Here is a 24,768-nt window from a genome sequence, read left to right on the forward strand (position 1 = left end):
CGTTATACGTCAGGCGCAGTAACGCTGTTTTTCACATGTGCCAGCGCGCTTTCCAGCGGCACGGCACTGCGCGAAATTTTTGCCTGCAGATTGGCCCCTAACCACAGGGAATAGAGCACCTGAGACTGCATTAAGGGGTCGCCGGTAAAGGCCAGCGTTTTTTCGTCGCGGCCTTTTTCCAGCGCCTGGGCCAGCAGGGCGATCACGCCGCGGGCACCCTTATCCATCGCCGAGCGCATATCTTCGGAAAGATCGCACACCTCGGCAGACAGCTTGACCGTCAGGCATCCGCTGATAATGCCCTGCTGACAGAACTGGTTCAGCGTTTCCTGATAGTAGTTCAGAACACGATCCCGATAGTTTCCTTCACCCGACGCAAAGTGGGTCGCCAGACGCTGGTGGTAGCCCGCGTAATGACGCTCCAGCATTGCCACGCCAAAGGCCTCTTTGGACCGGAAGTAGTGATAAAACGACCCCTTCGGTACCTCAGCGGTTTTTAATAACTCGCTCAACCCCATACCGGTAAACCCGCGATGCATGCAAAGACGCTCGCCGGTTGCCAGGAGATGTTCGCGGGTATCGTGTTCAGTATTTCTGCTCATGGCCGAACTCTAATAGACCGTTCGGTCTAATGCAAGCGAGTTTATTGCCGACATGCGTTCAGAATATCCAGCTGCTGTTGATAAACCGTTGATTTCACGTCCATCATACCCAGTACGGTCGAGAACAAATTGTCCTGGGAAACCGCATTTTTTGCAGCGTGGTCGCGTAAACACTGTTCATTGATGCCAAAGTTTTTCGCGTAGTCCGGTGACAGCCAGAACATAAACGGAATGTGCGTTTGCTGCTCCGGTGCCAGCATGTACGGCGTACCGTGCAGATAAATGCCGCTTTCACCCAGTGACTCACCGTGATCCGAGAGATAAATCAGGGCGGTGTTCATGCTTGCCTGGCGCGCTTTCAGCGCATCAATGGTTTTGCTGACCATGCTGTCGGTATACAGGATGGTGTTGTCATAGGTATTCATCAGCGCCTGATGATCGCAATCCTGAATTTCATTGGTGTCGCAGGTTGGGGTGAATTTTCGGAAATTGTCCGGGTAACGGCGATAGTACGCCGGACCGTGGCTCCCCATCAGGTGGATAACCAGCACCGTGTCCTGCTTCAGACCATCCAGCACGTTGTCCAGACGGTAGAAATTCACATCATCAATACAGGATTTGTCTTTGCAGAACTGATCCAGATTCCACTGCGTCATATCGGTATGCGGCACGCGATCGCAGGCACCTTTACAGCCGCCGTCGTTGTCGCGCCACAGCAGGTTGATCCCCGCATGCTTGAGCACATCGAGCAGACCTTCCTGATGGTGAGCCAGGTCGGCATCGTATTTGCTACGCGTCATGCCCGAGAACATGCACGGAACGGAAACGGCGGTTTCGGTGCCGCATGAGGAGGCCTGCGGGAAGTTAATCACATCCTGCTTTTTCAGCTCCGGGTTCGTTTCACGATCGTAACCATTCAGGGAGTAGTTCGCCGCGCGAGAGGCTTCCCCAACGACCAGCACCAGAACGGTTTTCTTTTGCTGGCCGGTAATCAACGGTCCTTTATGGGCATCTTCGCCAATCCGCACCAGCGTTTGATCGCCGGCAAACCAGCGCATTTTGCTGTACTTCACCACCGCGCTGACATAGTTGGCCGGGGTCACCATTTTGACGATGCTTTTGTTGTTGCGAAACAGCGACGCGTAATCTTTATAAAACAGCGCCGCAATCAGGATAATCACCAGCAGGGCACCGAGCATCGCGGCGACGCGCGTCAGCAGGGCATACCACCATTTCCCGGTACGAATACGGGTCAACGCCAGCACCACGGAGGGAACGAGGCCTGCGATAACAATCCACAGAATCATCTGCGGGGTCACCAGGGCTGTCGCTTCCTGAGAGTTGGTTTCGAACACGTTCACAATCATGTTCTGATCGATCACCGCGCCGTAGGTGTACATAAAGTAGGTGGCCGCGGCGCATCCGACCGTTAAGACGATCAGCAGCGGCTTACGGATATAGGGGATATTCAGCAGGCTAAAGACAATCACCCAGCCGCAAAACAGCACCAGCGGTACGGACGCGGCAAAGAAGATGTCGTGCAGGTGCGCAGGGGCAATAATGGCCCAACTGCGCTGGATAAACAGCCCATTAATCAACGTAAAAAAGAGTGCACAGCCCAGAGTAAATTTAATGTCGTTACATTGTAACTTTTTGATTAACCACATCGATCGGTAAACCTGTCATTGTCATGATGGGCCGAGTATAAAGAAGGAAGATTAGTGAAACCTTAATGCCACAAATCTGTGGTATAGGCCTTGCACGTGGCGCGTTTAGCGTCTTCACTGTAGGTGAGAGTGGTTATCCGGAGGTGAGTGTGGCAGAGCAGCTGGAGTTTTTCCCCATCCAGAGCCCGTGCCGTGGGATTTGTCAGGTGGATGAACGCGGATATTGCCGCGGGTGCATGCGTACCCGCGACGAGCGTTTTAACTGGCAAAACTTTAGCGACACGCAAAAGCAGGAGGTGTTACGCCTCTGCCGTCAGCGTCTTCTGCGCAAAATACGCGCAAACAAAGCCGGTGAGACCGAAGAACCCCAGCAACCTTCACTTTTTTAACACGGTAATTGCGTATACTCATGACATCACGTCCTTGAGGAAAATGTTATGGTTCAGCGAATTACCCTTGCCCCCCAGGGGCCAGAATTCTCCCGTTTTGTGATGGGCTACTGGCGCCTGATGGACTGGAATATGTCCCCCCTCCAGCTGGCGAGCTTTATTGAAGAGCATATCGATCTGGGCGTTACCACGGTCGACCATGCGGATATTTACGGTGGCTATCAGTGTGAAGCCGCATTCGGCGAGGCGCTCAAGCTGGTTCCGGCACTCCGCGACCGCATGGAGATCGTCACGAAGTGCGGGATTGCCACCACGGCAAAACCGGAACACGCCCTTGGGCATTACATCACCGACAGCGCGCATATCATCAAGAGCGCTGAGCAGTCGCTGGTCAATCTGGCGACCGACCGTATCGACCTGCTGTTAATCCATCGTCCGGACCCGCTCATGGATGCCGATGAGGTGGCAGAAGCCTTCCTGAACCTGCATCAGAGCGGCAAAGTGCGTCACTTTGGCGTTTCCAACTTTACCCCGGCGCAGTTTGCGCTGCTTCAGTCTCGTCTGCCGTTTACCCTCGCCACCAACCAGGTGGAGATCTCCCCGGTACACCAGCCGCTGCTGCTGGACGGTACCCTCGACCAGCTGCAACAGCTGCGTATTCGCCCGATGGCCTGGTCGTGCCTGGGAGGCGGACGCCTGTTCAATGATGATGAATTCCAGCCGCTGCGCAACGAGCTGGACACCATCGCCCGCGAGCTGAACGCGGAGAGCATCGAACAGGTGGTTTACGCCTGGATCCTGCGCCTGCCGTCAAAACCGCTGCCGATTATTGGTTCTGGCAAAATTGAACGCGTGCGTTCTGCACTGGCCGCTGAAGAGCTGCAGATGACCCGCCAGCAGTGGTTCCGCATCCGCAAGGCTGCGCTGGGTTACGACGTGCCATAAACCGCCAGAAGATGACTTTCCGGTGAAATCTTTGCCCCTGGTATACACTTAAGGGGCAAAAAATAACCAGCGGAGGTCATATGAAGCGTTTTGCTCTGGCAATGGTCGCGCTGGTTGTTTGCGCAGGGGCGCAGGCAGCCAGCGACGAAGTGGAAATGAATCTCGTCACCTCTCAGGGTGTGGGTCAGTCCATCGGTACGGTGAAAATCACGGAAACCGATAAAGGACTGGAGTTCGCTCCCAACCTCAAAGCACTCCCTCCCGGTGAGCATGGTTTTCATGTTCACGCCAAAGGAAGCTGTCAGCCCGCGTTAAAAGAGGGGAAAGCGTCGGCTGCGGAAGCGGCAGGCGGTCACCTTGACCCGCAGCACTCCGGCAAGCATGAGGGCCCCGAAGGCATGGGACATCTGGGCGATCTGCCCGTGCTGGTGGTCAATAACGACGGTAAAGCCACCGATCCCGTTGTCGCGCCGCGGCTGAAAAAGCTGGATGAGGTGAAAGGCAAAGCGCTGATGATCCACGTCGGCGGCGACAATATGTCCGATCAGCCTAAACCGCTTGGCGGCGGCGGGGCGCGTTATGCCTGCGGCGTGATCTGATCCCCAATCGTACCCGGCGGTGGTGCCTGTTCCAGCTGCGACAGCGAGCAGTGCAGCCGCCAGATTATCGAGGCCAAATCGCGGGCGGCGGGGAGATGATGTCGTGCAAGCGTATCGCAGATCCGCTGCAGTTCATTCAGCGTGGCTTCCAGCGGCCGCTGCTGGACCCCGCGTTCGCTCATGACATCGCGCAGCAGGGAGATGCAAACGTCACGCACCTGCGACAGCGGGTCGGAACGCGTTTCCCACCCGCGAAGCTGCCAGACCACGTGCGAGCAGTTCAGCAGCACCACGCCCCAGCGCAGCAGCCAGCGCCGGGAAAGCGCGTCCTGGCTGTTATTGAGCTGGCTGACGTGATGATAAACCAGCGATTCATACTCACTCTCACGAAGATGCGGCTTGCGGCTGAGCTGGTCGACAAACCCCCGGCGTAACTCCCGGATATGCCTGCGGCTTTTGCGGGCATCGGAGCCGGGACGCAGCACCGCGAAGGCCAGCCACGCCAGCCCCACGCCGAGGATCTTTGCGAGGTTGTCATTGAGAAAATCGGCGTAATCGTACACCGGTGGATTCGTCACGGAGATAAACGAGCCCATAAAGACAATCAGCTGTCCCCAAAGGCCCGCCAGCTTCGGCATCTGCAGCTTGAGTAGCTGCATGGTGGTCAACAGCGGAAAGAGGAACAGCAGGAACTGCCAGAGATCGCTTATCTGCACCATCAGGCCAAACTTCACCACGAAACTGAACAGCGACAGCAGCACCAGGGTGCGCAGCAGGAGCGTCAGCGAGTTAAACGGCGAGGCCGCGACGGAGTAAAGCACGCAGCTGATGGCGGCGAGCGTCAGGGCCGCCGTACCGGACTCCCACTGCGTGGTGATACTCCACGCGCCCACCAGCATCAGCGCGCAAAAGGTGCGAAAACCGCTCCACAGCGCCTCCAGGTAGTCAGTATGGCGGGCGAGAGCCGGGCTCCCGGGAACGTTGAACTCCGTAACCGGGGTGGCGTTCTCTACCGCGTTAATCCAGCGGCTGCTGCGCAGGTAGAGGCGGCAAAAGTAATTCAACCGCTGCCAGAAGGCGCGATGGCGATAATCATATTCATCCACCGGGGCGAGCGGGGCGATTATTCGCGCGACCGTGTAGATGTCTGCATCCGGGCGCGCAAGGGCCACGAGCAGCGTTTCTATCACCGCGCGCGTGTTTTCCGGCGGCGTCGGCCAGTTGAGCAGCATCCGGCGCAGGCTGGAGATGGCGCTGGTCATGCGCAGCTGCTGGTGCAGCAAATAGTTAAGCAGGGTGTTCTGACGGCGAAAGCGGTAGTGGCTCCAGAACGCCTGAATACGCAGCAGATTCATTGTCAGGATCTGTCCTATCACCTTTTCATGGGCGAGACGGATCTCATCGCTGGTATCCGGTTGCCACAGCAGGCTCGCGTGTTCAAGCAACCGGGTGTGCATGGTTTTAAGGGCGGTGATGAGTGCGGTGCCGTCGGAAGTGCTGGGGAGGATCATCATCATAAATCCGCCGCAGAGGATCCCGACAATCACTTCGCAGACGCGCGCCTGTGCAATATCCCACAGCTCGGTGGTATCGAGCACATTCACCACCGGGAAGGCAATAATGGCGGCGGTATAGCCCGCCAGCTGGAAAGCGTAGGCGACGTTGTTGGTGAAATGGGCGCAGGCCCAGGTACAGCATCCCAGCCATGCCGCCATGCTCAGCAGGAACAGCCATGGGTCGTTCAGAGTGTGGCCGGCGATAATTAACGCCGCCGTGGCACCCAGCAGGCTGCCGGCGATACGCCCAAGGCTTTTACTGATCACCCCACCAACGGTGGGAAAACTCACCACTGCGGCAGAGGTCATCGCCCAGTACGGCTCATCCAGGTTCAGGTAATAGGCGACGGTCAGCGCCAGACACATGGCAATGCCGTTACGCAGCGCGTAGCGCCACTGAGGACGCGTCGCTTTCATCCACGGCGAGTTTTGCCAGGAGAGCGCCTGCAGCTTCATTAAGGGGTTCCGATGGAGACAGTGCAGGTGGTGCCGGATACCAGCGTGATGCCCTGCGGTAAATGGTCAAACTCCACGCGAACAGGCACGCGTTGAGCGAGACGCACCCAGGGGACGTTCGGCTTGATATCCGGCACCAGGCCGGAATCTGTTTCAACGCTTTGATCGTAAATGGCGCGACCAATGCTGGAGACGTGACCCTGTAACCTTTGCGAGCCGCTGTACAGCGTAATCGCTGCTGGCGATCCCTCGCGAATATGTCGAAGCTTGGTCTCTTCGAAGTAGCCCACTACGTAGAAGGAGTGGCTGTCGACCAGGGCGAAAACGGGCTGTCCCGTGGTGGCATAGTTACCCACGCGGGCGGAAAGGTTGGTCACCCATCCATCGACAGGGGCGGTAATCACGGTTTGGGTCAGCTCCCACTGCGCCTGCTTCAGCGTCGCCTCAGCCACGTTGACGCTCGCCTGCATCGCCTTAACGTTGAGGTTGGCGGTGTCTAAATCCTCCGCGGAGATGTAGTTTTGCGACAGGTGACGGCGGCGGTTGGCCTCGTTGTTGGCCTTTGCCAGATCAGACTGGGCTTTTGCCAGCTGCGCCTGGGCATTCAGAATCGCGATATGGTACGGCGTGTCGTCGATTCGGAATAAAACCTCTCCCTTTTTAACGTACTGGTTATCCTTAACCAGCAGCGACGTAATGCTTCCCGATACCTGCGGGGTAATGCTGACCTGCTCAGCGCGAATCTTACCGTCACGCGTCCAGGGTGACTGCATGTAATAGTTCCAGAGCCACCATCCGGCGACCAGCGCAAGGACCAGAACAAACAGGGTGGAAAAGTACTTCAGCGTTTTCAGGGGCATAGTCACCACACGATCAGAACAGCAAGGCCCAGGCATACACAGAGGGCAAACAGGGAAAGATCCATCAGCATGGGATGCCAGATTTCGCCGGAATACATCCAGTCGCGAAGCAGGCGATGCGCGATGAGCCAGAGAATAAAGCCCACCAGCACGGCCTTAAACAGAGGGGGAAAGTAGACTGACGCACCGAAGATCAGGTCCTGGAGGGGTAAACCCTCTGAGCGATGAAAAAAGGTCACGAGCAGAGATCCTTTGCAGTGAACAGAATGCCGTGTTGGCTTGTCTGAGTATGAAGAAGCATCACAATTCAGTGTAAGTCATACTTTTGAGTTAGATGAATGCAGTATTGCATTTGTTTTGCCATTACAAATGCTGCACACTATTCTAAAATCAGTATAATAACTTAGCAAGCTAATTATAAGGAGATGAAATTGGAATCGCCATTAGGTTCTGATCTGGCAAGGTTGGTACGCGTCTGGCGTGCTCTGATTGACCATCGCCTGAAACCTCTGGAATTGACGCAGACGCATTGGGTCACGCTGCACAACATTCATCAGCTGCCGCCCGACCAGTCGCAAATTCAACTGGCAAAAGCGATAGGCATTGAGCAACCGTCACTGGTGCGCACGCTTGACCAGCTGGAAGAGAAGGGGCTGATCTCCCGACAAACCTGCGCCAGCGATCGTCGCGCCAAGCGGATAAAACTCACTGAGAAAGCGGCGCCTATCATTACTGAAATGGAAGCTGTGATTACCAAAACGCGCGGTGAAATCCTTTCAGGCGTTTCACCGGCGGAGCTGGAAATGCTCATTAGCCTCATTGCTCGCCTTGAGCAAAACATCCATGAGCTACAGTCTCGCGACTGATAAACACTAAGGCCTTGCAGCAGCAAGGCCTTTTTTTACTTAAAGACCACCACTCGATTACGGCCTGTCTCCTTCGCTTTATACATCGCCTTGTCGGCACTCTCCACGCACGCTTCTGCGGTCACGGACGATGACGTCGCCGTAAATACTCCCATGCTGATGGTAATCGGCTCAGGTAGCTGCCCTCCGCTGCTGGTTTTATCAAAGCTGCTTAGCTTCAACCGAATACGTTCCGCCACCTGGTGGGCTGCATCTGAAGAGGTGTTGGCCAGCATCAGCACAAACTCCTCACCGCCGATTCGAGCCGCGATGTCCTGCGGGCGTACGGAATCCATCAGCAGATTGGCGACAAACTGTAAGACTTTGTCTCCCTGAAGGTGGCCATAGTTATCGTTGATACGCTTGAAGCGGTCGAGATCGCTGACGATAACCGAAACTGGGCGGCTGGGTTTCGCCATGTCCAGCGCCTGGTTTAACGATTCATAAAAATAGCTGCGGTTATACAATCGCGTAAGCGGATCGCGAATCGAATTTTGATATGACTGCTGATATTTTAAATGGGAATCACGGTACAGCATGAAGACGTCGTAGAGCAGTACAAAAATAATCATCAGCGTAGCGACGGTTTCAAATAGCCGGGCGCGATACCACGATATATCTTCAGCATGTCCGCCTACTAACAGCATGGCGAGCGTGACGATATAGCAAACGCACAGGAAATTTCCGCCTACCCAGAATAAATTGCGCACGCGCGTGACAAACATCAGCGTTACTAATGAAACCACCCAGAAGACAATTAAAGAAATATTTATGCATTGGCTCCAGAGCACCATAAACTGACGGGTTTCGTTATCAACCAGGTCAATGGATAACAAGGGCGAGTGACTGGAATATATCCAGGCCAGTCCCACAACGCAGGCGGTAAAGAGAAACGCCCCGCTCACAATTGAGATATGCGCCAACCGTGAAAAAGGGTAATCGCGCGTAGGATAGAGTATTGCCGCAACGATGAACAACACCGCCATTAAAAAGTGGCGGAACATAAAGTAGATCATCGCATCGTTGTAGTTCACGACGTTGAACTGATAGAGGTTCAGCCATGCTGGAAAGCTGGACAGCGTTCCGACCATCAACAATGCCGAACCGGCAAAGGCAAAGGCGATCGCAACCAGATAGAGCCGCCGCTTATCACACCAGTATTTCATTGCCATAAAGCAGGCAATAAACAGGTGAAACACGAGTAAAAAAATGGTGAGCGTAGGGAACAAAAGAGGCGAGAAGGAGGGAACCCATTCAACCACTTTTGAAAAGAGAGCTTGTAATATTCCGATGACGACAAGGCAACCGAAACAGAACGAGATATAACGACCTTTTAGACAACGACTATTCGCAAGCATATAAGTTTTTACAAAATGAGAAATAAATTATGAAGAGGTAATTGCGAAGAGTCTAAGCAAGTAATGCAATAAATACTTTGCGCGGAGACAATATACGATGAGATTAAATATTTGTGGGGCGAATATATTTTGTAAAAATATTCGTATAAGTGATGTATATTGTAAATGGATGTGGCCCAATGGCCACATCCATTTTTAATTAACGTGGAGAAACGGTCACCTGGCTTCCGTTGCTTGCCAGCACAACGCGCTGACCTGCGGAGAAGCGGGTGCTGCCTTGTTTCTGAACAACCATAATGGTGCTGCCGTCGTCTTTACGAATTTCCAGCTCGACGCCCTGGGTTTTGTTCATCGCACCCTGAACACCCTGGCCTGCTACACCACCGGCTACTGCGCCTGCGGCTGTTGCCAGAGAACGGCCCGTACCGCCGCCGACGGTATTACCCAGGAAACCACCCAGAACGGCACCGCCGATGGCGCCCATCACGTTGTTTTCATCACCACCCTGAATCTGTACAGGGCGTGCGTTAACAACGGTACCGTAAGTCACGTTCTGAACCTGTTTCGCTTCAGAAGCGCTATAAACGTCGCCAGAAAGTGAACTGTCATTCACACAGCCAGCCAGAGTTAAACCAATCAGCGAAACGCCCAGTACACGTAAAATCATTTGAATCTCCTGTTCACCAAAAACGCCCGATGGGGGGCATCCGTTATGGCTAAATTATATGGCATAAGGGGCCATCGTTCATATCTTTGCACTAACAATAGGAAAATTGTACTTGAATTTGACTTAACGAGACATAAACAGGATCCGCCCACGCTACCCGTCTGACATTGTTAAAAAATATTATTGCCGGATGGCAAAGCGACGCTGTTTATGGTTGAGTGGATATCCTTAGCCCACGCAACGTAAGGAAAGCGCATGAAATCGGGTCGCTACATTGGTGTGATGTCAGGCACCAGTCTGGATGGGGTAGATGTCGTTCTGGCCGCCATTGATGAAAACATGGTGGCACAGCAGGCGAGCCTGACCTGGCCAATCCCCATTTCATTGAAAGAGGATATTCTCAGTATCTGTCAGGGGCAGCAGCTGACCCTTTCGCAGCTTGGACAGCTGGATGTTCGCCTGGGGGCGCTGTTTGCGGATGCGGTGCAGGCTTTGATGCAAAAAGAACATCTTCGTCCGCAGGATGTGGTGGCCATCGGGTGTCACGGACAAACGGTCTGGCATGAACCCATCGGCGATGCCCCGCACACCCTGCAAATCGGCGATAACAACCAGATTGTGGCGAAAACGGGCGTCACGGTGGTCGGCGATTTCCGTCGTCGCGATATTGCCCTTGGCGGACAGGGCGCACCGCTGGTGCCCGCGTTTCATCAGGCGCTGCTGGCACACCCTTCAGAACGGCGTATGGTGCTCAACATTGGTGGGATCGCCAATCTGTCGATGCTTATTCCGGGGCAGCCGGTCCGGGGCTACGATACCGGCCCGGGCAATATGTTAATGGATGCCTGGATCTGGCGTCAGTGCGGTCAACCGTATGATAAAAACGCGGAGTGGGCGAGTGAGGGTAAGGTAATTCTCCCGCTGCTGCAGTCCATGCTGAGCGATCCTTATTTTGCCTTACCGGCACCGAAAAGCACGGGGCGTGAATATTTCAACTTTGGCTGGCTTGAGCGCCAGCTGGCGTCTTTCCCGGCGCTCGCGCCGCAGGATGTTCAGGCGACGCTTGCCGAGCTTACGGCCGTGTCGATTTCTGAACAGGTGCTGCTTAGCGGCGGATGTGAACGCCTGCTGGTGTGCGGCGGGGGAAGCCGTAACCCGCTGGTGATGGCGCGTCTTGCCGGGCTGCTGCCGGGTACCGAGGTGTCGACGACCGATGAGGCCGGCATCAGCGGGGATGATATGGAGGCGCTGGCCTTCGCCTGGCTTGCCTGGCGCACCGTTGCCGGGCTGCCGGGCAATTTACCCTCGGTCACCGGCGCGCGCGAGGCGAGCGTGCTAGGGGCGATTTTCCCGGCAAATCCGCGTCATAATCAGAGTTAACTGAAATTCAGAGCGGTGCGTCGCCGTTAGAATGGAACGAAACAGGGGGGCAGCCATGCCCTCCAGGACCAGGATAGTCTTCGGAATATGCCCATGAAAAAACTTCTTCTTATTGCCGCCCCTTTGCTGCTGTCAGGATGCAGCGTCTACAACCAGCTCGTTGAGCGCATGCAGACCGATACCCTGGAGTATCGCTGCGACGAAAAACCGTTGACCGTGAAGCTGAACAATCCGCGCCAGGAAGCCAGTTTTGTTTACGACAATAAATTGCTGACGCTGAAGCAGGGCATTTCGGCCTCGGGCGCACGCTACACCGACGGTATCTATGTCTTCTGGTCGAAAGGCGACAGCGCCACGGTCTACAAACGCGACCGTATTGTGCTGAACAATTGCCAGCTCGAAAATCCGAAGCGTTGAGATTTTTACAGGGGCGGCGCACAATAGCGCCACCCACTCTCAATGTCAGCTAACGCCATGTCAGATAACGACGAACTGCAGCAAATTGCGCATCTGCGCCGTGAATACACCAAAGGCGGCCTGCGTCGCCAGGATCTTCCTGCTGAACCCCTCGTGCTTTTTGAACGCTGGCTGAAACAGGCCTGCGAAGCGAAACTTGCCGACCCAACGGCGATGGTTGTCGCAACGGTAGATGAAAACGGTCAACCGTATCAGCGTATCGTATTGCTCAAGCATTATGACGAGAAAGGGCTGGTGTTCTATACCAACCTTGGCAGCCGCAAAGCGCACCATCTGGAAAACAATCCGCGTATCAGCCTGCTGTTCCCGTGGCACATGCTGGAACGTCAGGTCATGGTGACCGGCAAAGCGGAACGTCTCTCGACGCTGGAAGTGGTGAAGTATTTCCACAGTCGTCCGCGTGACAGCCAGATTGGCGCCTGGGTATCAAAACAGTCCAGCCGCATTTCCGCCCGCGGCGTGCTGGAAAGTAAATTCCTCGAGCTGAAGCAGAAGTTCCAGCAGGGTGAAATCCCGCTGCCGAGCTTCTGGGGTGGTTTCCGCATCCCGATTGAGCAAATCGAATTCTGGCAGGGGGGCGAACATCGCCTGCACGACCGCTTTTTATACCAGCGCGAGAATGGCGGCTGGAAAATCGACAGACTGGCGCCGTAATCCCCGAAATTTGTTGATTTAAGCGCTAGCGCACACCGCGCTTGCGCTTTATTCTATGGTCCTTTCGCATCAGGCGAAAAGTCGTGTACCGGCAAAGGTGCAGTCGTTTATACATGGAGAATTTGATGGCAAGCAGTAACTTGATTAAACAATTGCAAGAGCGGGGCCTCGTGGCCCAGGTGACGGACGAGGAAGCGTTAGCAGAGCGACTGGCGCAAGGCCCGATCGCGCTCTATTGCGGCTTCGATCCCACCGCTGACAGCTTGCATTTGGGGCATCTTGTTCCATTGTTATGCCTGAAACGCTTCCAGATGGCGGGCCATAAGCCTGTTGCCCTGGTGGGCGGCGCGACCGGTCTGATTGGTGACCCAAGCTTTAAAGCCGCTGAGCGTAAACTGAACACCGAAGATACCGTGCAGGAGTGGGTCGATAAGATCCGCAAACAGGTTGCACCGTTCCTCGACTTCAACTGTGGCGATAACGCCGCGATTGCCGCGAACAACTACGACTGGTTTGGCAGCATGAACGTGCTGACCTTCCTGCGCGACATCGGCAAGCACTTCTCTGTTAACCAGATGATTAACAAAGAGGCCGTGAAGCAGCGTCTGAACCGTGACGACCAGGGTATCTCCTTTACCGAGTTCTCCTACAACCTGCTGCAGGGGTATGACTTTGCCTGCCTGAACAAGCTGCACGGTGTTTCCCTGCAGATTGGCGGTTCTGACCAGTGGGGTAATATCACCTCCGGTATCGACCTGACCCGTCGCCTGCACCAGAATCAGGTCTTTGGTCTGACCGTTCCGCTGATTACCAAAGCTGACGGTACCAAATTTGGTAAAACCGAAGGCGGCGCGGTATGGCTCGATCCGAAGAAAACCAGCCCGTACAAATTCTACCAGTTCTGGATCAACACGGCGGATGCCGATGTTTATCGCTTCCTGAAGTTCTTCACCTTTATGGATATTGAAGACATCAATGCGCTGGAAGAAGAAGACAAGAACAGCGGTAAAGCGCCACGCGCGCAGTACGTGCTGGCAGATGAAGTGACCAAACTGGTTCACGGTGAAGAAGGTCTGGCCGCGGCAAAACGCATTACCGCAAGCCTGTTCAACGGTACCCTGAGCGATCTGAGCGAAGCGGACTTCGAACAGCTGGCGCAGGACGGCGTGCCAATGGTTGAGATGGAGAAAGGGGCTGACCTGATGCAGGCGCTGGTGGATTCTGAGCTGCAGCCTTCCCGCGGTCAGGCGCGTAAAACCATTGCCTCAAACGCGATCACCATCAACGGTGAAAAGCAGGCTGACCCGGAATACACCTTTGTTGATGGCGACCGTCTGTATGGCCGCTACACCCTGCTGCGTCGCGGTAAGAAAAACTACTGCCTTGTCTGCTGGAAATAATTAACAGTCTTGAGGGGCGTGGGAAACCACGCCCCTTTTGTTTTTTCAGGGTTGGGTAAGCATAAAATGAAGAACATCCTCGCCATTCAGTCCCACGTTGTTTTTGGACATGCTGGCAACAGCGCTGCGGAATTCCCGATGCGCCGCCTCGGCGTCAACGTCTGGCCCCTCAATACCGTTCAGTTCTCTAACCACACGCAGTATGGCAAATGGACCGGCTGCGTGATGCCGCCTTCGCACCTCACCGAGGTTGTGCAGGGCATTGCCGATATCGACCAGCTCAAGCGCTGTGACGCCGTACTGAGCGGGTATCTTGGTTCAGCGGAGCAAGGGGAACATATCCTCGGCATCGTGCGTCAGGTAAAGGCTGCCAACCCGTCGGCAAAATACTTCTGCGACCCCGTCATGGGCCATCCGGAAAAAGGCTGTATCGTGGCGCCAGGCGTGGCAGAATTCCACGTTCGCCATGCGCTGCCCGCCAGCGATATCATTGCGCCAAACCTGGTCGAACTGGAAATTCTCTGCGAGCATCCGGTTAACAGCGTAGAAGAGGCCGTAAGCGCGTCACGCGAGCTGATCGCGCAGGGGCCTGAGGTTGTGCTGGTAAAACACCTCGCGCGCGCAGGGCTAAGCCAGGATCGCTTTGAGATGCTGCTGGTGACGAAAGAGGATGCCTGGCATATCAGCCGCCCGCTGGTGGATTTTGGCACGCGTCAGCCGGTGGGCGTGGGCGATGTGACCAGCGGACTGCTGCTGGTGAAACTGCTTCAGGGTGCAACGGTGAGGGACGCGCTGGAGCACGTTACGGCAGCGGTGTACGAAATTATGATTGCGACGAAAGAGATGCAGGAATATGAACTGCAGGTGGTCGCGGCACAGGATCGTATCGCGAAGCCGGAGCACTATTTCAGCGCAACCCAGCTTTAAACGATGCCAGGTGGCGCTGCGCTTACCCGGCCTACAAAACCCGTAGGCCCGTGCCAGCGCAGCGCCGCCGGCGATATTAGTTAAGACCTTCCGCTTTCAGCGCCGCAGCCACCGCAGGACGTTCAGCCACGCGTTTCATATACGATGCAATGTGGTCTAACCCTTCCAGATTCAGCTTAACCGCACGTGCCCAGCGCAGCACGGTGAACAGGTACGCATCAGCGATCGTGAAGCGCGAGCCGCCAATCCACTGTTCGTCTTTCAGCGATTCGTTAACGTACTGCAGCTTTTTCTCCAGCAGGGCGCGCAGGGTCGGCTTAAACTCTTCCGGCGTATCCGGGCGGAACAGCGGCGTAAAGCCTTTGTGCAGCTCGGTGGCAATGTAGTTCAGCCATTCCAGCGTTTTATAGCGAGAAATCGTACTGACCGGGGCCAGCAGCTGGCGATCGGGCACGCTATCGGCCAGGAACTGCATAATCGCCACGCCTTCGGTCAGCAGGGTACCGTCATCCAGCAGGAGCGCCGGAACCTGTCCTTTCGGGTTAATGGCAAGAAAGTCATCGCCGTTTTCCAGACGTTTTTTCATCAGATCAACGCCATCCAGCGTGAAATCTTTGCCGCTCTCGCGCAGGGTGATATGGGAAGCAAGAGAGCACGCGCCCGGTTTGTAGAACAGTTTCATCGGTAACTCCTTTTCGCTGAGGTTTCAGCTATGTTAGTGCGCAAACGGATAAAAAAAAAGCCGCTAATCAATTAGCGGCTTCTGGTCAGTCGTTTCTCACGGATTTCACGCAGTAGCGATTTTGGTCGCCTTAGCGGTCTTGTCGTCGTCCTGAGTCATGCGATTCAGTTTCGGTGCGGTCAGCAGCATCAGAGCGGCAATAACGGCAGTCGCGATACCAATCTGCATGAACACTGTACCGTAGACGTTCAGGGAAACCAGTGGGTCAGTGACGTTTTCCGGCACGGCCATCAGGTTCGCAATCTTACCGGCGATAATTGCTGCACCGGCAGTGGTCAGGAACCAGCTACCCATAATGAAGCCCATCAGACGCTGCGGAACCAGCTGTGCAACCATTGCCAGACCCAGACCAGAGATCATCAGTTCGCCGATAGACTGCAGCGCGTAGCTCAGGATCAGCCAGTTAACGGATACGATACCGGCGTCGGTAGCAAATTTGGTACCCAGCGGCAGCACCAGGAACGCGCCGGAGCACAGCACCATACCGATAGCAAACTTGTGCGGCATTGGCAGACGGTCGCCCATCTTGTTATAGATCGCGGCCAGAATCGGGCTACCAATCATGATCCAGAACGGGTTCAGTGCCTGATACTGCTCCGGTTCGAACGCGATGCCCAGAATAGAGTGCTCAACGTTACGAATGGCGAAGAAGTTCAGAGAGGTTGGCATCTGGCTGTACAGCACGAAGAAGATAATCGCTTCCAGCATCAGAATGAAGGCCACGATCATCTTACGACGGGCAGCACCCTGCATAGCGAATGCTTCTTTCGCGAAGATAACCACGATACCCAGCGCCACAACGCCCAGAACGGCACGTGCGATACCCTGGTTGTGCAGCAGCCAGGTAGCGATGGCCGCCAGGACCACAACGCCTACGATGGTCGCCAGCAGTTTGCCCATATGCACAGGCTCGAAGTCTGGTTTTGAACCGTAGTTTTTAACCCAGCTGCGGCAGAACAGGAAGTTCACCACGGTGATCAGCATACCGACGAAGCTCAGTGCAAACGCCACGCTCCAGCCGAATTTTGCTGCGAGCCATGGGGTTGCCAGCATCGAGAAGAACGAACCGATGTTGATGGACATGTAGTACATGGTAAATGCACCGTCCAGACGCGGGTCATCTTTGCTGTAGCAGGTAGAGAGCAGGGAAGACGGGTTCGCTTTGAACAGACCGTTACCCACAGCGATCGTGGCCATGCCCATATACACGACAGCGGCATCATGCCCTGACCATGCTACCAGTCCATAGCCAATCGCCAGAACAATGGCGCCCAGCATGATGACACGTTTAGTTCCGAGGACTTTATCGCCCAGCCAGCCGCCGATAGCGACCAGACCGTACACCAGAGCACTGAAGGAGGAGAACAGCGTGATGGAATCGGCTTCGGACATACCCAGCTGTTTTACCAGGTAAACCGCCATGATCCCTTGCAGGCCGTAGTAACCAAAACGCTCCCATAACTCGATAGAGAAGATGAGATAGAACGCTTTAGGTTGTTTAAAAGCGTTCAGACTCACGCTTTCATCTGTTGGTTTATTGTTTGCAGTCGACACATATACCTCTTTTTTTACATCCCATATTAACGGGGGTGTTCATAGCGTGATGGCCGTAGTCCATACGCCTTATAGTTATATTGGGAGGAGAAACGGCGGGTAATGTTCACTATCCTGCCCCATCTGGCAATACGTTTGTAATAATCTGTTACATATATCCTGAATGGTATAATCGTCGGTTCATGCAAATGTTATTCAGCGTTAAATTTCATACGCTGAGTAAAGGTAGTTTTTTCGACTGGTAATCACCGGTCAGTACGGGCTGCTGGCGATATGTTCTGCTATTTGCCGCTTGTGGCAGTGATATAGCCCATATTCTGAAAAATAGCTGGTCTTATCGTCGGCAAAGAAAGAGGAGTGTCTTGTCAGATAAAGGGTTTAGGTCGATTTTGACAACAAAAATACAACATGAAGTTATCAGGGTGATCGCGATCACAGATGTATAGAAATTTTCGGCTATGAAAAAACTATTAACCTGTTTCAGCGTTAAAGAGCCGAATAAGTGACAGGTGAGGCGAAACGAAAGGCGAACAAATAACGGTCAAAAGAAGAGCGTTTGAAAGCCCTTCTTTAGTCAGGGGATTGAGATGCCTCAGGGGTACACTTTTTCTTTGTATTCGCAGAGATCTTCAATAATGCAGGAGCCGCAGCGAGGCTTACGGGCAATACACGTGTAACGACCATGCAGAATCAGCCAGTGATGGCAGTCAACCTTAAATTCCGCCGGAACCACTTTCAGCAGCTTCTCTTCGACCTGCTCGACATTTTTCCCCGGCGCGAAGTTGGTCCGGTTAGAGACGCGGAATATATGCGTATCGACGGCGATAGTGGGCCAGCCAAACGCGGTATTGAGCACCACGTTCGCCGTTTTACGCCCCACGCCCGGTAAGGCTTCCAGCGCGGCACGGTCTTCCGGCACTTCGCCTCCGTGCTGCTCCAGCAGGATCCGGCAGGTCTTGATGACGTTCTCGGCTTTGCTGTTAAACAGGCCGATGGTTTTGATATAGGACTTCACGCCTTCCACGCCCAGCTCCAGCATGGCCTTCGGCGTATTGGCGACCGGATAGAGCAGGGCGGTGGCTTTATTGACGCTCACGTCGGTAGCCTGCGCAGAGAGCAACACGGCGATCAGCAGCTCAAACGGGGAGGTAAAATTCAGCTCCGTCGTCGGGTGCGGGTTCTCGTCCCGCAGACGGGTCAGGATCGCAATGCGCTTTTCTTTATTCATGAGGCCTTCTCGGGTGTCCCTTCCAGAACGCTGCGCTCAGCCGCGCGGCGCTTACGTTTCTCGTCAATCAGGTATTTTATCGCCAGCATCATGCCAAGACCAATAAACGCGCCAGGCGGCAGCATCGCCAGCAGGAATGGCGTATCGGTGTGGAACACTTCAATACGCAGCGCTTTGGCCCAGCCGCCCAGCAGCGCATCAGCGCCGTCGAACAGCGTACCGTTGCCGAGGATCTCGCGCAGCGAGCCCAGCACGAACATGGCGCAGGTGGCACCCATGCCAATAGAAAAACCGTCCAGCGCCGACATGGCCGGACTGTTTTTCACCGCAAAGGCTTCCGCACGCCCGACCACGATACAGTTGGTGACGATAAGGGGAATGAAGATCCCGAGCGACTGGTACAGACCGAACGCGTAGGCGTTAATCAGCATCTGAACAATACTGACCACCGACGCAATGATCATGACGTAAATAGGAATACGAATTTCCGACGGCGTCCAGCGGCGCAGGGCAGAGATGGAGAGGTTGGTCAGGGTCAATACCAGCGTGGTTGCCAGACCCAGACCGAGCGCGTTGGTGGCGGTGGATGTCACCGCCAGCAGTGGGCACATGCCCAGAAGCTGAACCAGCGCGGAGTTGTTTTTCCACAACCCCTGGACAATAACCTCTTTAACCTGGCTCATGATTACTCCTCACAGGCCGGAAGATTGTTGATTTGCGCGGGCAGCGTTTCAGCGTACAGCCCGGCTCGTTTTACGGCATTCACCACCGCACGTGGGGTGATGGTCGCCCCGGTGAACTGGTCGAACTCGCCGCCATCTTTCTTCACCGCAAACGCGGTATCACCTTCGCCATGGATCACTTTACCGGCAAAGTGCAAAATCCAGTCGCTCAGACGGGTTTCAATTTTATCGCCAAGACCCGGCGTTTCATGGTGTTCCGTCACGCGGGTGCCCAGTATGGTGCCGGAGAAATCGCTGCCCACGAGGAGCTGAATGGCACCGGAATAGCCGTCAGGCGCCGTCGCTTCCATCACCGCGCCGACCGGTTTATCCCCTTTTCGGGCAATAAAGAGGCGGTGCGGGCCTTTCCCAAGCTGCGGCGCGTCTACCACAAAGCAGCTTTTTTGCAGGTCGTTATCGTAGAATTCCGCCGGGATCACCTGATCGAACAGCGCCTTTTGCTGCTTCGAGGCCTGCTCTTCGATGGTCGTTTTGGTCAGCGCATTTACCAGCGCCGTCAGCCCTGTCAGGACCGCGGCGAAGACAGCCAGCGTGACGCCGTGTTTTTGCATCGTTTTGAACATGGCGAGACCCTTAGCGATGGCCGTACACGCGCGGACGCGTGTAATAGTCGATGAGCGGAACGGTAATGTTGGCAAGCAGGACGGCAAAAGCCACGCCGTCCGGGTACCCGCCAAAGCTGCGGATGAGCCAGACCAGCAGGCCTGCCAGCGCGCCGAAGATCAGGCGCCCGCGGTTAGTCGTTGAGGCCGTCACCGGATCCGTCAGGATAAAGAAGGCACCCAGCATGGTCGCCCCGGAGAGCAGGTGCAGCTGCGGGCTGGCCAGTGATTCAGGAGAGAATACCCAGCCCAGCGTGGCGCAGACCGCCAGCGTCACGAGGAAGCTGACCGGAATATGCCAGCGGATGGCTTTCTGCTGCAGCAGGAACAGGCCGCCCAGCAGATACGCCAGGTTGACCCACTGCCAGCCGGCACCCGCCAGTGCGCCGCTGTAGATGGCGGATTTCATGATCTGCTCAACGCTGTGCCCGGCATGCAGGGACGTTTTAAAAGTATCAAGCGGCGTCGCCTGGCTGATCCCGTCCACGCCCATGCGCAGCGCGTTCATATCCGCACCGAGTGCCGTATGACCGGTAAAGATCACGTGCAGAGCATCCATAAAGCCCGGAACCGTGGCCGCAATCTCGTGCGGTGGCAGCCAGCTGGTCATCTGTACCGGGAAGGAGATCAGCAGCACCACGTAGCCAATCATCGCCGGGTTAAACGGGTTATGGCCGAGTCCGCCATACAGCTGTTTGGCAATGATCACCGCAAACACGGTGCCGAGGACCACCATCCACCATGGAGCAAACGGCGGGATACTGATCGCCAGCAGCAGCCCGGTCAGCAGCGCGGAGTTATCAGCCAGAATGCGGGAGACCGCCGCCTTGCGCAGCTTAAGGACAAGGGCTTCCGCCGCTAAGGCGCTGGCACAGCCCAGGATTATCTGGAACAGGGTTCCCCAGCCGAAAAACCAGCACTGAACGGCAATGCCCGGCAGCGCCGCCAGGCAGACCAGCATCATAATGCGCGATGTCTGGCGCTGATTGTGGGTGTAAGGGGAGCTTGCGATTCTGAAAACCATTTAATCCTCGTTAACTGCTTGCTGTGCGGCTTTCTTTGCCTGAACGCGCGCAATGGCGGCGGCGACGGCGGCTTTGCGCGGGTCATCGTTGGCGGCCTGCGGTTGCTCATCCTGCTGCGCCGCTTTGCGGGCTTTAGCGCGGGCAATCGCCGCTTCGACGGCGGCTTTACGCGGATCGACCGGCGCGTCGGGTTCTGCGGTTGGCGTCTGCTGCGCCGCTTTGCGGGCTTTGGCACGGGCAATCGCTGCCTCAACGGCCGCTTTGCGAGGGTCGACCGCTTCCTGCTCAACCACCACGCTTTGCTCACCGGCTTTGCGGGCTTTAGCGCGGGCTATTGCCGCTTCAACGGCCGCTTTACGCGGGTCGATCTCAGCATCCGTCTGGACCGTTTGCGCTTTTTCAGCCTGACGGGCGCGAGCTTGAGCTTTACGCGCTTCACGCGCCGCAATGGCTTCGCTGTTGTCCGGCTTCTCGCCAGCCGGGATCACCACAGGCTGCGCCGCGGTCGCTTTTTTCTCGCGAACGCGGGCCAGTGCGGCGTTAATCGCATCCTGATCTTTCTCTCCGGGCTGAACGGCGGCCTGCTTATGGCGCTCCTGACGGGCGATTTTTTCACGCTCCAGTCGCGCCTGGCGCGCTTCAAAGCGTGCCTTGGCTTCCGCCGCGCGTTTTTCTTCCATGGAGATGGCATAAATTTCCGCCTTCTCCTGGCGGAAATACTGCACCAGAGGAATGTTGCTAGGGCAGACCCAGGCGCAGGCGCCGCATTCGATGCAGTCGGCCAGGTTATGGGCTGTCGCCTTGTCGTGCAGCTGGCCTTTGCTGTACCAGTACAGCTGCTGCGGAAGCAGATCCGCCGGGCAGGCGTCGGCACAGGCGCTGCAGCGAATACAGCCTTTTTCTTCCTGCTCTTCACCCATCTCGGTCGGGGAAGGGGCGAGCAGGCAGTTGGTGATTTTGACTACCGGCACATCGAGCCACGGCAGGGTAAAGCCCATCAGCGGGCCGCCCATGATCACCATCTGGTCGCTGGACGGGCAAAACTCAGCCTGCTCCAGCAGGTGACGCACCGGCGTACCCAGACGCGCCCAGACGTTGCCCGGACGAGAGACCGCTTCCCCGGTCAGCGTTACCACGCGTTCGGTCAGCGGCTCGCCGTCGATCACCGCGCGCTTCACGGCGTACGCGGTCCCGACGTTCTGCATCAGCACGCCGATATCTGAAGAGCGTCCGCCGTGCGGAACCTGCTTACCGGTGAGAATTTGCGTCAGCTGTTTAGCACCGCCAGAGGGGTATTTGGTCGGGATAACGCGCAGGCTAATATCGTGACTGTCCACCAGCACGGCGCGCAGCATTGAGATAGCCTGCGGTTTATTGTCTTCGATACCGATCAGCACTTCCCGCGGCTGCAGAATGTGCGCGAGGATGCGGATGCCTTCCACCACCTGGGCGGCGCAGTCCTGCATCAGACGATCGTCGGCGGTGATGTACGGTTCGCATTCGGCGGCGTTGATAATCAGCGTCTGAATGTTATCGCCACCGCCGCGCAGCTTGACGCCGGTCGGGAAGCCTGCGCCACCCAGGCCAGCAACGCCGAACTGATGAATGCGTTCGATAAGCGCCTCGCGGCTGCGGGAGCGGTAGTCGCTCCAGCCATCGCGGTCGATCCAGCGGTCTTCGCCGTCGGCTTCAATAATCACGCTCAGCTCTGCGAGCGCTGACGGATGCGGCACCGTATGAGGCGCGATGGCGACCACCTTACCGGAGGTGGGGGCGTGCACCGGTAGCATACATCCGCGACCAAAGGTCAGCGGCTGGCCGCGAAGAACCGTATCGCCTTCTTTCACGCACAGCTCACCCTCAGCGCCAATGTGCTGCTTGAGCGGCATGACGAAACGGGTCGCCAGCGGAATTTGACGCAGCGGCGTGCCGTTAGACTGGGTTTTCATCTCCGGTGGGTGAATACCGCCGTCAAAGTCCCAAATCTTCTCTTTTCTGAAAGCAGAAAATAACTTAAGCATGTTGTTCCACAGGAATATTGCGAACCGGAATGGTCTGAAGATCCCATTTCCAGCTTTCGGTAGTCGTTTCAACCGGGCGCAGCTCGATACATTGCGTCGGGCAGGGGGCTACGCAGAGGTTACAGCCGGTGCACAGGTCCGCCACCACGGTGTGCATGGCGCGCGTTGCGCCAACAATGGCGTCGACCGGGCAGGCCTGAATACATTTGGTACAGCCGATGCAGTTCGCTTCGTCGATCACGGCCAGCGCGCGGACCGGCTCCTGCACGTCCGCGTCGCCATCAACCGGCTGCGGATCAACGTTAAGCAGGGCGGCAATTTTCAGCATGACTGCTTCGCCGCCGGGGGCGCAGCGGTTAATTTTTTCGCCCTGGATGCCTACCGCTTCAGCGTAAGGGCGGCAGCCCGGGTAGCCACACTGCCCGCACTGGCTTTGCGGCAGAAGCTCATCAATTTTCTCAACAACGGGATCGTCCTCTACCGCGAAACGGCGGGAGGCGTAACCCAGGATAAGGCCAAACACCAACCCCAGGACGCTGATAGAGGCGATGGCAATCCAGATAGCATTCATTACAACTTCACCAGACCACTAAAGCCCATAAAGGCCAGAGACATTAAACCGGCGGTGACCAGCGCAATCGCGTTACCGCGGAAGGGCGCAGGAATATCCGCTGCTGCCAGGCGCTCGCGAATAGAGGCAAACAGCACCATGACCAGAGAGAAACCGACAGCCGCAGAAAAACCATACAGCGCCGATTGCATAAAGTTATGACCCAGGTTGATGTTCAGCAGCGCCACGCCGAGAACGGCGCAGTTAGTGGTGATCAGCGGCAGGAAGATGCCCAGCAGGCGATAGAGCGCCGGGCTGGTTTTGCGCACCACCATTTCGGTAAACTGCACCACCACCGCGATAACCAGAATAAAGGCCAGCGTACGGAGATAGGTTAACCCCAGCGGGATGAGGATCCAGGTATCAATCCACCACGCGCAGATGGACGCCAGCGTCATGACGAAGGTCGTCGCCAGCCCCATACCCATTGCCGTTTCCAGCTTTTTGGAAACGCCCATAAACGGGCACAGGCCAAGGAACTTCACCAGAACGAAGTTGTTAACCAGCACGGTGCCGACAAAGAGCAGTAAGTAATCGGTCATTATTTAGCCTGAAATAAAAAAGCCGCCTATTATCGGACAAACCCAGGCAGGCGACAACAGGTTATCTGTAGGGTTATTACGGGTTCACGAAGGTGTTTTTCACCCGCGTCGAACGCTTGAAGTAGGGCACCAGCAGCGCCGCGGCCAGCAACGGGAAAAGCAGCTGACGAACGGCCAGCGCGTCTGAAACGGGCGAAAAAGCAAACGCCTTCACCGCCAGCAGGACCGAAACCAGCAGCCAGATAATGTAGTGCTTAGGCACATTCTTACGGCGCTTAAAGAAGGCGATGGTCAGCCACAGCGTGTAGTACCACATCCCGATCGCGAAAACGAACGACACAAACCACAAAGCAATATTAAGCACGCTTTGCGACAACAGGGTCTGAATGGCGTGAGGGGTAATCAGTGCGGTGGTATAAAGCAGCAGCGCAAGTGATGCGCTTAATAAGGCAACCAGCAGCCATGCCAGTGGGGCGATTAACCAGCCTCCAATGCGTTCTCCAGGCGTTGCGGTCATGAACTCTCCCATAATCTGCGCGAAATGTTGTACAGCCAGTTGGCAGGGCGGAGAGTATATAACATTTCGCGCGGATGGCTACTCTCTTATAAAACGTAACGCCACACGGACTTTGGCACTTCGCCGACGTTGAACAAACGGCCACCGGAGACCAGCTCCGCACGGCGATGGTCAGCGGCGCGATACATATTAATGATTTCCTGATTATCCGACAGGGTGTAGTTCAGATGGTCAAACAGTTTTTCCAGGCTCTCAAGCGAATTGATCTTGCGAAATTTTAATAAATAGTCCTGAACTGTCATATTAATAAGTTTCCATATAAAAGTGAGTAATACCAGTTAA

The 24,768-nt window shown here is 55.8% G+C and carries 27 protein-coding genes; 9 read left to right on the forward strand and 18 right to left on the reverse strand.

Translation table 11 applies throughout. The annotated features are described in order from the left end of the window. Positions 1 to 2: 2 nt before the first annotated feature. Together LLF79_RS13800 and eptA are read right to left on the reverse strand one after the other, a co-directional pair. Positions 3 to 602: a TetR/AcrR family transcriptional regulator gene (locus tag LLF79_RS13800; protein WP_227879654.1), complete on the reverse strand. Its 600-nt coding sequence runs from the start codon at positions 600 to 602 to the stop codon at positions 3 to 5. Positions 603 to 643: 41 nt separating this feature from the next. After that, on the reverse strand, positions 644 to 2,269 hold the full coding sequence (eptA, locus tag LLF79_RS13805; RefSeq protein WP_227879657.1) for a phosphoethanolamine transferase EptA: 1,626 nt from the start codon (positions 2,267 to 2,269) through the stop codon (positions 644 to 646). 149 nt (positions 2,270 to 2,418) lie between these two features. Here eptA and LLF79_RS13810 point away from each other — a divergent pair, with 149 nt between their 5' ends. The 3 genes from LLF79_RS13810 to sodC all read left to right on the forward strand — a co-directional run bounded on the left by LLF79_RS13810 (position 2,419) and on the right by sodC (position 4,202). Beyond that, positions 2,419 to 2,658 (forward strand): DUF1289 domain-containing protein, encoded by a 240-nt coding sequence (locus LLF79_RS13810; RefSeq protein ID WP_008500587.1) that lies wholly within the window; start codon positions 2,419 to 2,421, stop codon positions 2,656 to 2,658. Between the two features lie 48 nt (positions 2,659 to 2,706). Next, complete coding sequence (locus LLF79_RS13815) at positions 2,707 to 3,603, forward strand: aldo/keto reductase family oxidoreductase (protein ID WP_021241132.1); 897 nt, start codon at positions 2,707 to 2,709, stop codon at positions 3,601 to 3,603. Positions 3,604 to 3,683: 80 nt separating this feature from the next. Next, positions 3,684 to 4,202: a superoxide dismutase [Cu-Zn] SodC gene (gene sodC, locus LLF79_RS13820; protein WP_023343972.1), complete on the forward strand. Its 519-nt coding sequence runs from the start codon at positions 3,684 to 3,686 to the stop codon at positions 4,200 to 4,202. On the opposite strand, the gene LLF79_RS13825 is transcribed toward sodC, so the two are convergent. From LLF79_RS13825 to LLF79_RS13835, 3 genes are read right to left on the reverse strand one after another with little or no spacing between them, the layout of a single operon-like run. Continuing rightward, positions 4,181 to 6,214 carry an FUSC family protein gene (locus LLF79_RS13825; RefSeq protein WP_070532616.1) on the reverse strand — a complete coding sequence of 678 codons (2,034 nt, stop codon included), beginning with the start codon at positions 6,212 to 6,214 and terminating at the stop codon, positions 4,181 to 4,183. The two genes, sodC and LLF79_RS13825, sit on opposite strands and share 22 nt — an antisense overlap. Then, positions 6,214 to 7,074 carry an HlyD family secretion protein gene (locus tag LLF79_RS13830; RefSeq protein WP_023292627.1) on the reverse strand — a complete coding sequence of 287 codons (861 nt, stop codon included), beginning with the start codon at positions 7,072 to 7,074 and terminating at the stop codon, positions 6,214 to 6,216. Before LLF79_RS13830 ends, LLF79_RS13825 begins: the two co-directional genes overlap by 1 nt. Before the next feature lie 2 nt (positions 7,075 to 7,076). After that, on the reverse strand, positions 7,077 to 7,313 hold the full coding sequence (locus tag LLF79_RS13835; protein WP_008500581.1) for a DUF1656 domain-containing protein: 237 nt from the start codon (positions 7,311 to 7,313) through the stop codon (positions 7,077 to 7,079). Positions 7,314 to 7,499: 186 nt separating this feature from the next. Here LLF79_RS13835 and slyA point away from each other — a divergent pair, with 186 nt between their 5' ends. Continuing rightward, positions 7,500 to 7,940: a transcriptional regulator SlyA gene (slyA, locus tag LLF79_RS13840; RefSeq protein ID WP_021241135.1), complete on the forward strand. Its 441-nt coding sequence runs from the start codon at positions 7,500 to 7,502 to the stop codon at positions 7,938 to 7,940. Between the two features lie 35 nt (positions 7,941 to 7,975). Here the strand turns inward: slyA and LLF79_RS13845 are convergent, their stop codons facing one another. Both LLF79_RS13845 and slyB read right to left on the reverse strand, forming a co-directional pair. Then, positions 7,976 to 9,337, reverse strand: a complete 1,362-nt coding sequence (locus LLF79_RS13845) for a GGDEF domain-containing protein (protein ID WP_227879661.1) — start codon at positions 9,335 to 9,337, stop codon at positions 7,976 to 7,978. 199 nt (positions 9,338 to 9,536) lie between these two features. After that, a complete protein-coding gene (gene slyB, locus LLF79_RS13850) occupies positions 9,537 to 10,004 on the reverse strand; it encodes an outer membrane lipoprotein SlyB (RefSeq protein ID WP_008500578.1) in 468 nt (155 codons plus the stop codon). 255 nt (positions 10,005 to 10,259) lie between these two features. Between slyB and anmK the strand changes: the two genes are divergently transcribed. From anmK to pdxY, 5 genes are all read left to right on the forward strand, one after another. Next, the gene (gene anmK, locus LLF79_RS13855; protein WP_023343975.1) at positions 10,260 to 11,384 is read left to right on the forward strand and encodes an anhydro-N-acetylmuramic acid kinase; all 1,125 of its coding nucleotides are present in this window, start codon (positions 10,260 to 10,262) and stop codon (positions 11,382 to 11,384) included. An 87-nt stretch (positions 11,385 to 11,471) separates the two neighbouring features. Continuing rightward, entirely contained in the window at positions 11,472 to 11,801 is a 330-nt protein-coding gene (mliC, locus tag LLF79_RS13860; protein WP_085930290.1) for a C-type lysozyme inhibitor, read from the forward strand. A 57-nt stretch (positions 11,802 to 11,858) separates the two neighbouring features. Further along, entirely contained in the window at positions 11,859 to 12,515 is a 657-nt protein-coding gene (gene pdxH, locus LLF79_RS13865) for a pyridoxamine 5'-phosphate oxidase (protein ID WP_008500575.1), read from the forward strand. Positions 12,516 to 12,640: 125 nt separating this feature from the next. Next, positions 12,641 to 13,915: a tyrosine--tRNA ligase gene (tyrS, locus tag LLF79_RS13870; protein WP_008500574.1), complete on the forward strand. Its 1,275-nt coding sequence runs from the start codon at positions 12,641 to 12,643 to the stop codon at positions 13,913 to 13,915. 66 nt (positions 13,916 to 13,981) lie between these two features. Further along, a complete protein-coding gene (gene pdxY, locus LLF79_RS13875) occupies positions 13,982 to 14,842 on the forward strand; it encodes a pyridoxal kinase PdxY (protein WP_045406233.1) in 861 nt (286 codons plus the stop codon). 76 nt (positions 14,843 to 14,918) lie between these two features. Here the strand turns inward: pdxY and gstA are convergent, their stop codons facing one another. The 11 genes from gstA to ydgT form a co-directional block, all read right to left on the reverse strand. Further along, positions 14,919 to 15,524: a glutathione transferase GstA gene (gene gstA / locus LLF79_RS13880; protein WP_008500572.1), complete on the reverse strand. Its 606-nt coding sequence runs from the start codon at positions 15,522 to 15,524 to the stop codon at positions 14,919 to 14,921. 105 nt (positions 15,525 to 15,629) lie between these two features. Then, the gene (dtpA, locus tag LLF79_RS13885) at positions 15,630 to 17,138 is read right to left on the reverse strand and encodes a dipeptide/tripeptide permease DtpA (protein ID WP_227879668.1); all 1,509 of its coding nucleotides are present in this window, start codon (positions 17,136 to 17,138) and stop codon (positions 15,630 to 15,632) included. Between the two features lie 592 nt (positions 17,139 to 17,730). Then, a complete protein-coding gene (nth, locus tag LLF79_RS13890) occupies positions 17,731 to 18,366 on the reverse strand; it encodes an endonuclease III (RefSeq protein WP_008500570.1) in 636 nt (211 codons plus the stop codon). Continuing rightward, positions 18,363 to 19,049, reverse strand: coding sequence for an electron transport complex subunit E (locus LLF79_RS13895; protein ID WP_008500569.1), 687 nt, complete (start codon positions 19,047 to 19,049; stop codon positions 18,363 to 18,365). The genes nth and LLF79_RS13895 overlap by 4 nt, the downstream gene beginning before the upstream one ends. 2 nt (positions 19,050 to 19,051) lie before the next feature. Continuing rightward, complete coding sequence (gene rsxG / locus LLF79_RS13900) at positions 19,052 to 19,672, reverse strand: electron transport complex subunit RsxG (RefSeq protein WP_023292623.1); 621 nt, start codon at positions 19,670 to 19,672, stop codon at positions 19,052 to 19,054. 10 nt (positions 19,673 to 19,682) lie between these two features. After that, positions 19,683 to 20,735, reverse strand: a complete 1,053-nt coding sequence (rsxD, locus tag LLF79_RS13905; RefSeq protein ID WP_227879669.1) for an electron transport complex subunit RsxD — start codon at positions 20,733 to 20,735, stop codon at positions 19,683 to 19,685. Continuing rightward, entirely contained in the window at positions 20,736 to 22,757 is a 2,022-nt protein-coding gene (gene rsxC, locus LLF79_RS13910; RefSeq protein WP_227879671.1) for an electron transport complex subunit RsxC, read from the reverse strand. Further along, on the reverse strand, positions 22,750 to 23,328 hold the full coding sequence (gene rsxB, locus LLF79_RS13915) for an electron transport complex subunit RsxB (RefSeq protein ID WP_008500565.1): 579 nt from the start codon (positions 23,326 to 23,328) through the stop codon (positions 22,750 to 22,752). The genes rsxC and rsxB overlap by 8 nt, the downstream gene beginning before the upstream one ends. Then, positions 23,328 to 23,909 (reverse strand): electron transport complex subunit RsxA, encoded by a 582-nt coding sequence (gene rsxA, locus LLF79_RS13920; protein WP_008500564.1) that lies wholly within the window; start codon positions 23,907 to 23,909, stop codon positions 23,328 to 23,330. Before rsxA ends, rsxB begins: the two co-directional genes overlap by 1 nt. Positions 23,910 to 23,985: 76 nt before the next feature. Further along, entirely contained in the window at positions 23,986 to 24,426 is a 441-nt protein-coding gene (locus tag LLF79_RS13925) for a DUF2569 domain-containing protein (RefSeq protein ID WP_021241142.1), read from the reverse strand. Positions 24,427 to 24,512: 86 nt separating this feature from the next. Continuing rightward, positions 24,513 to 24,728 (reverse strand): transcription modulator YdgT, encoded by a 216-nt coding sequence (gene ydgT, locus LLF79_RS13930; RefSeq protein WP_006174966.1) that lies wholly within the window; start codon positions 24,726 to 24,728, stop codon positions 24,513 to 24,515. Positions 24,729 to 24,768: the final 40 nt, after the last annotated feature.

The organism is Enterobacter cloacae complex sp. 2021EL-01169 (genome assembly GCF_020733125.1).
In the GTDB taxonomy this organism is placed as follows: Bacteria; Pseudomonadota; Gammaproteobacteria; order Enterobacterales; family Enterobacteriaceae; genus Enterobacter; species Enterobacter roggenkampii.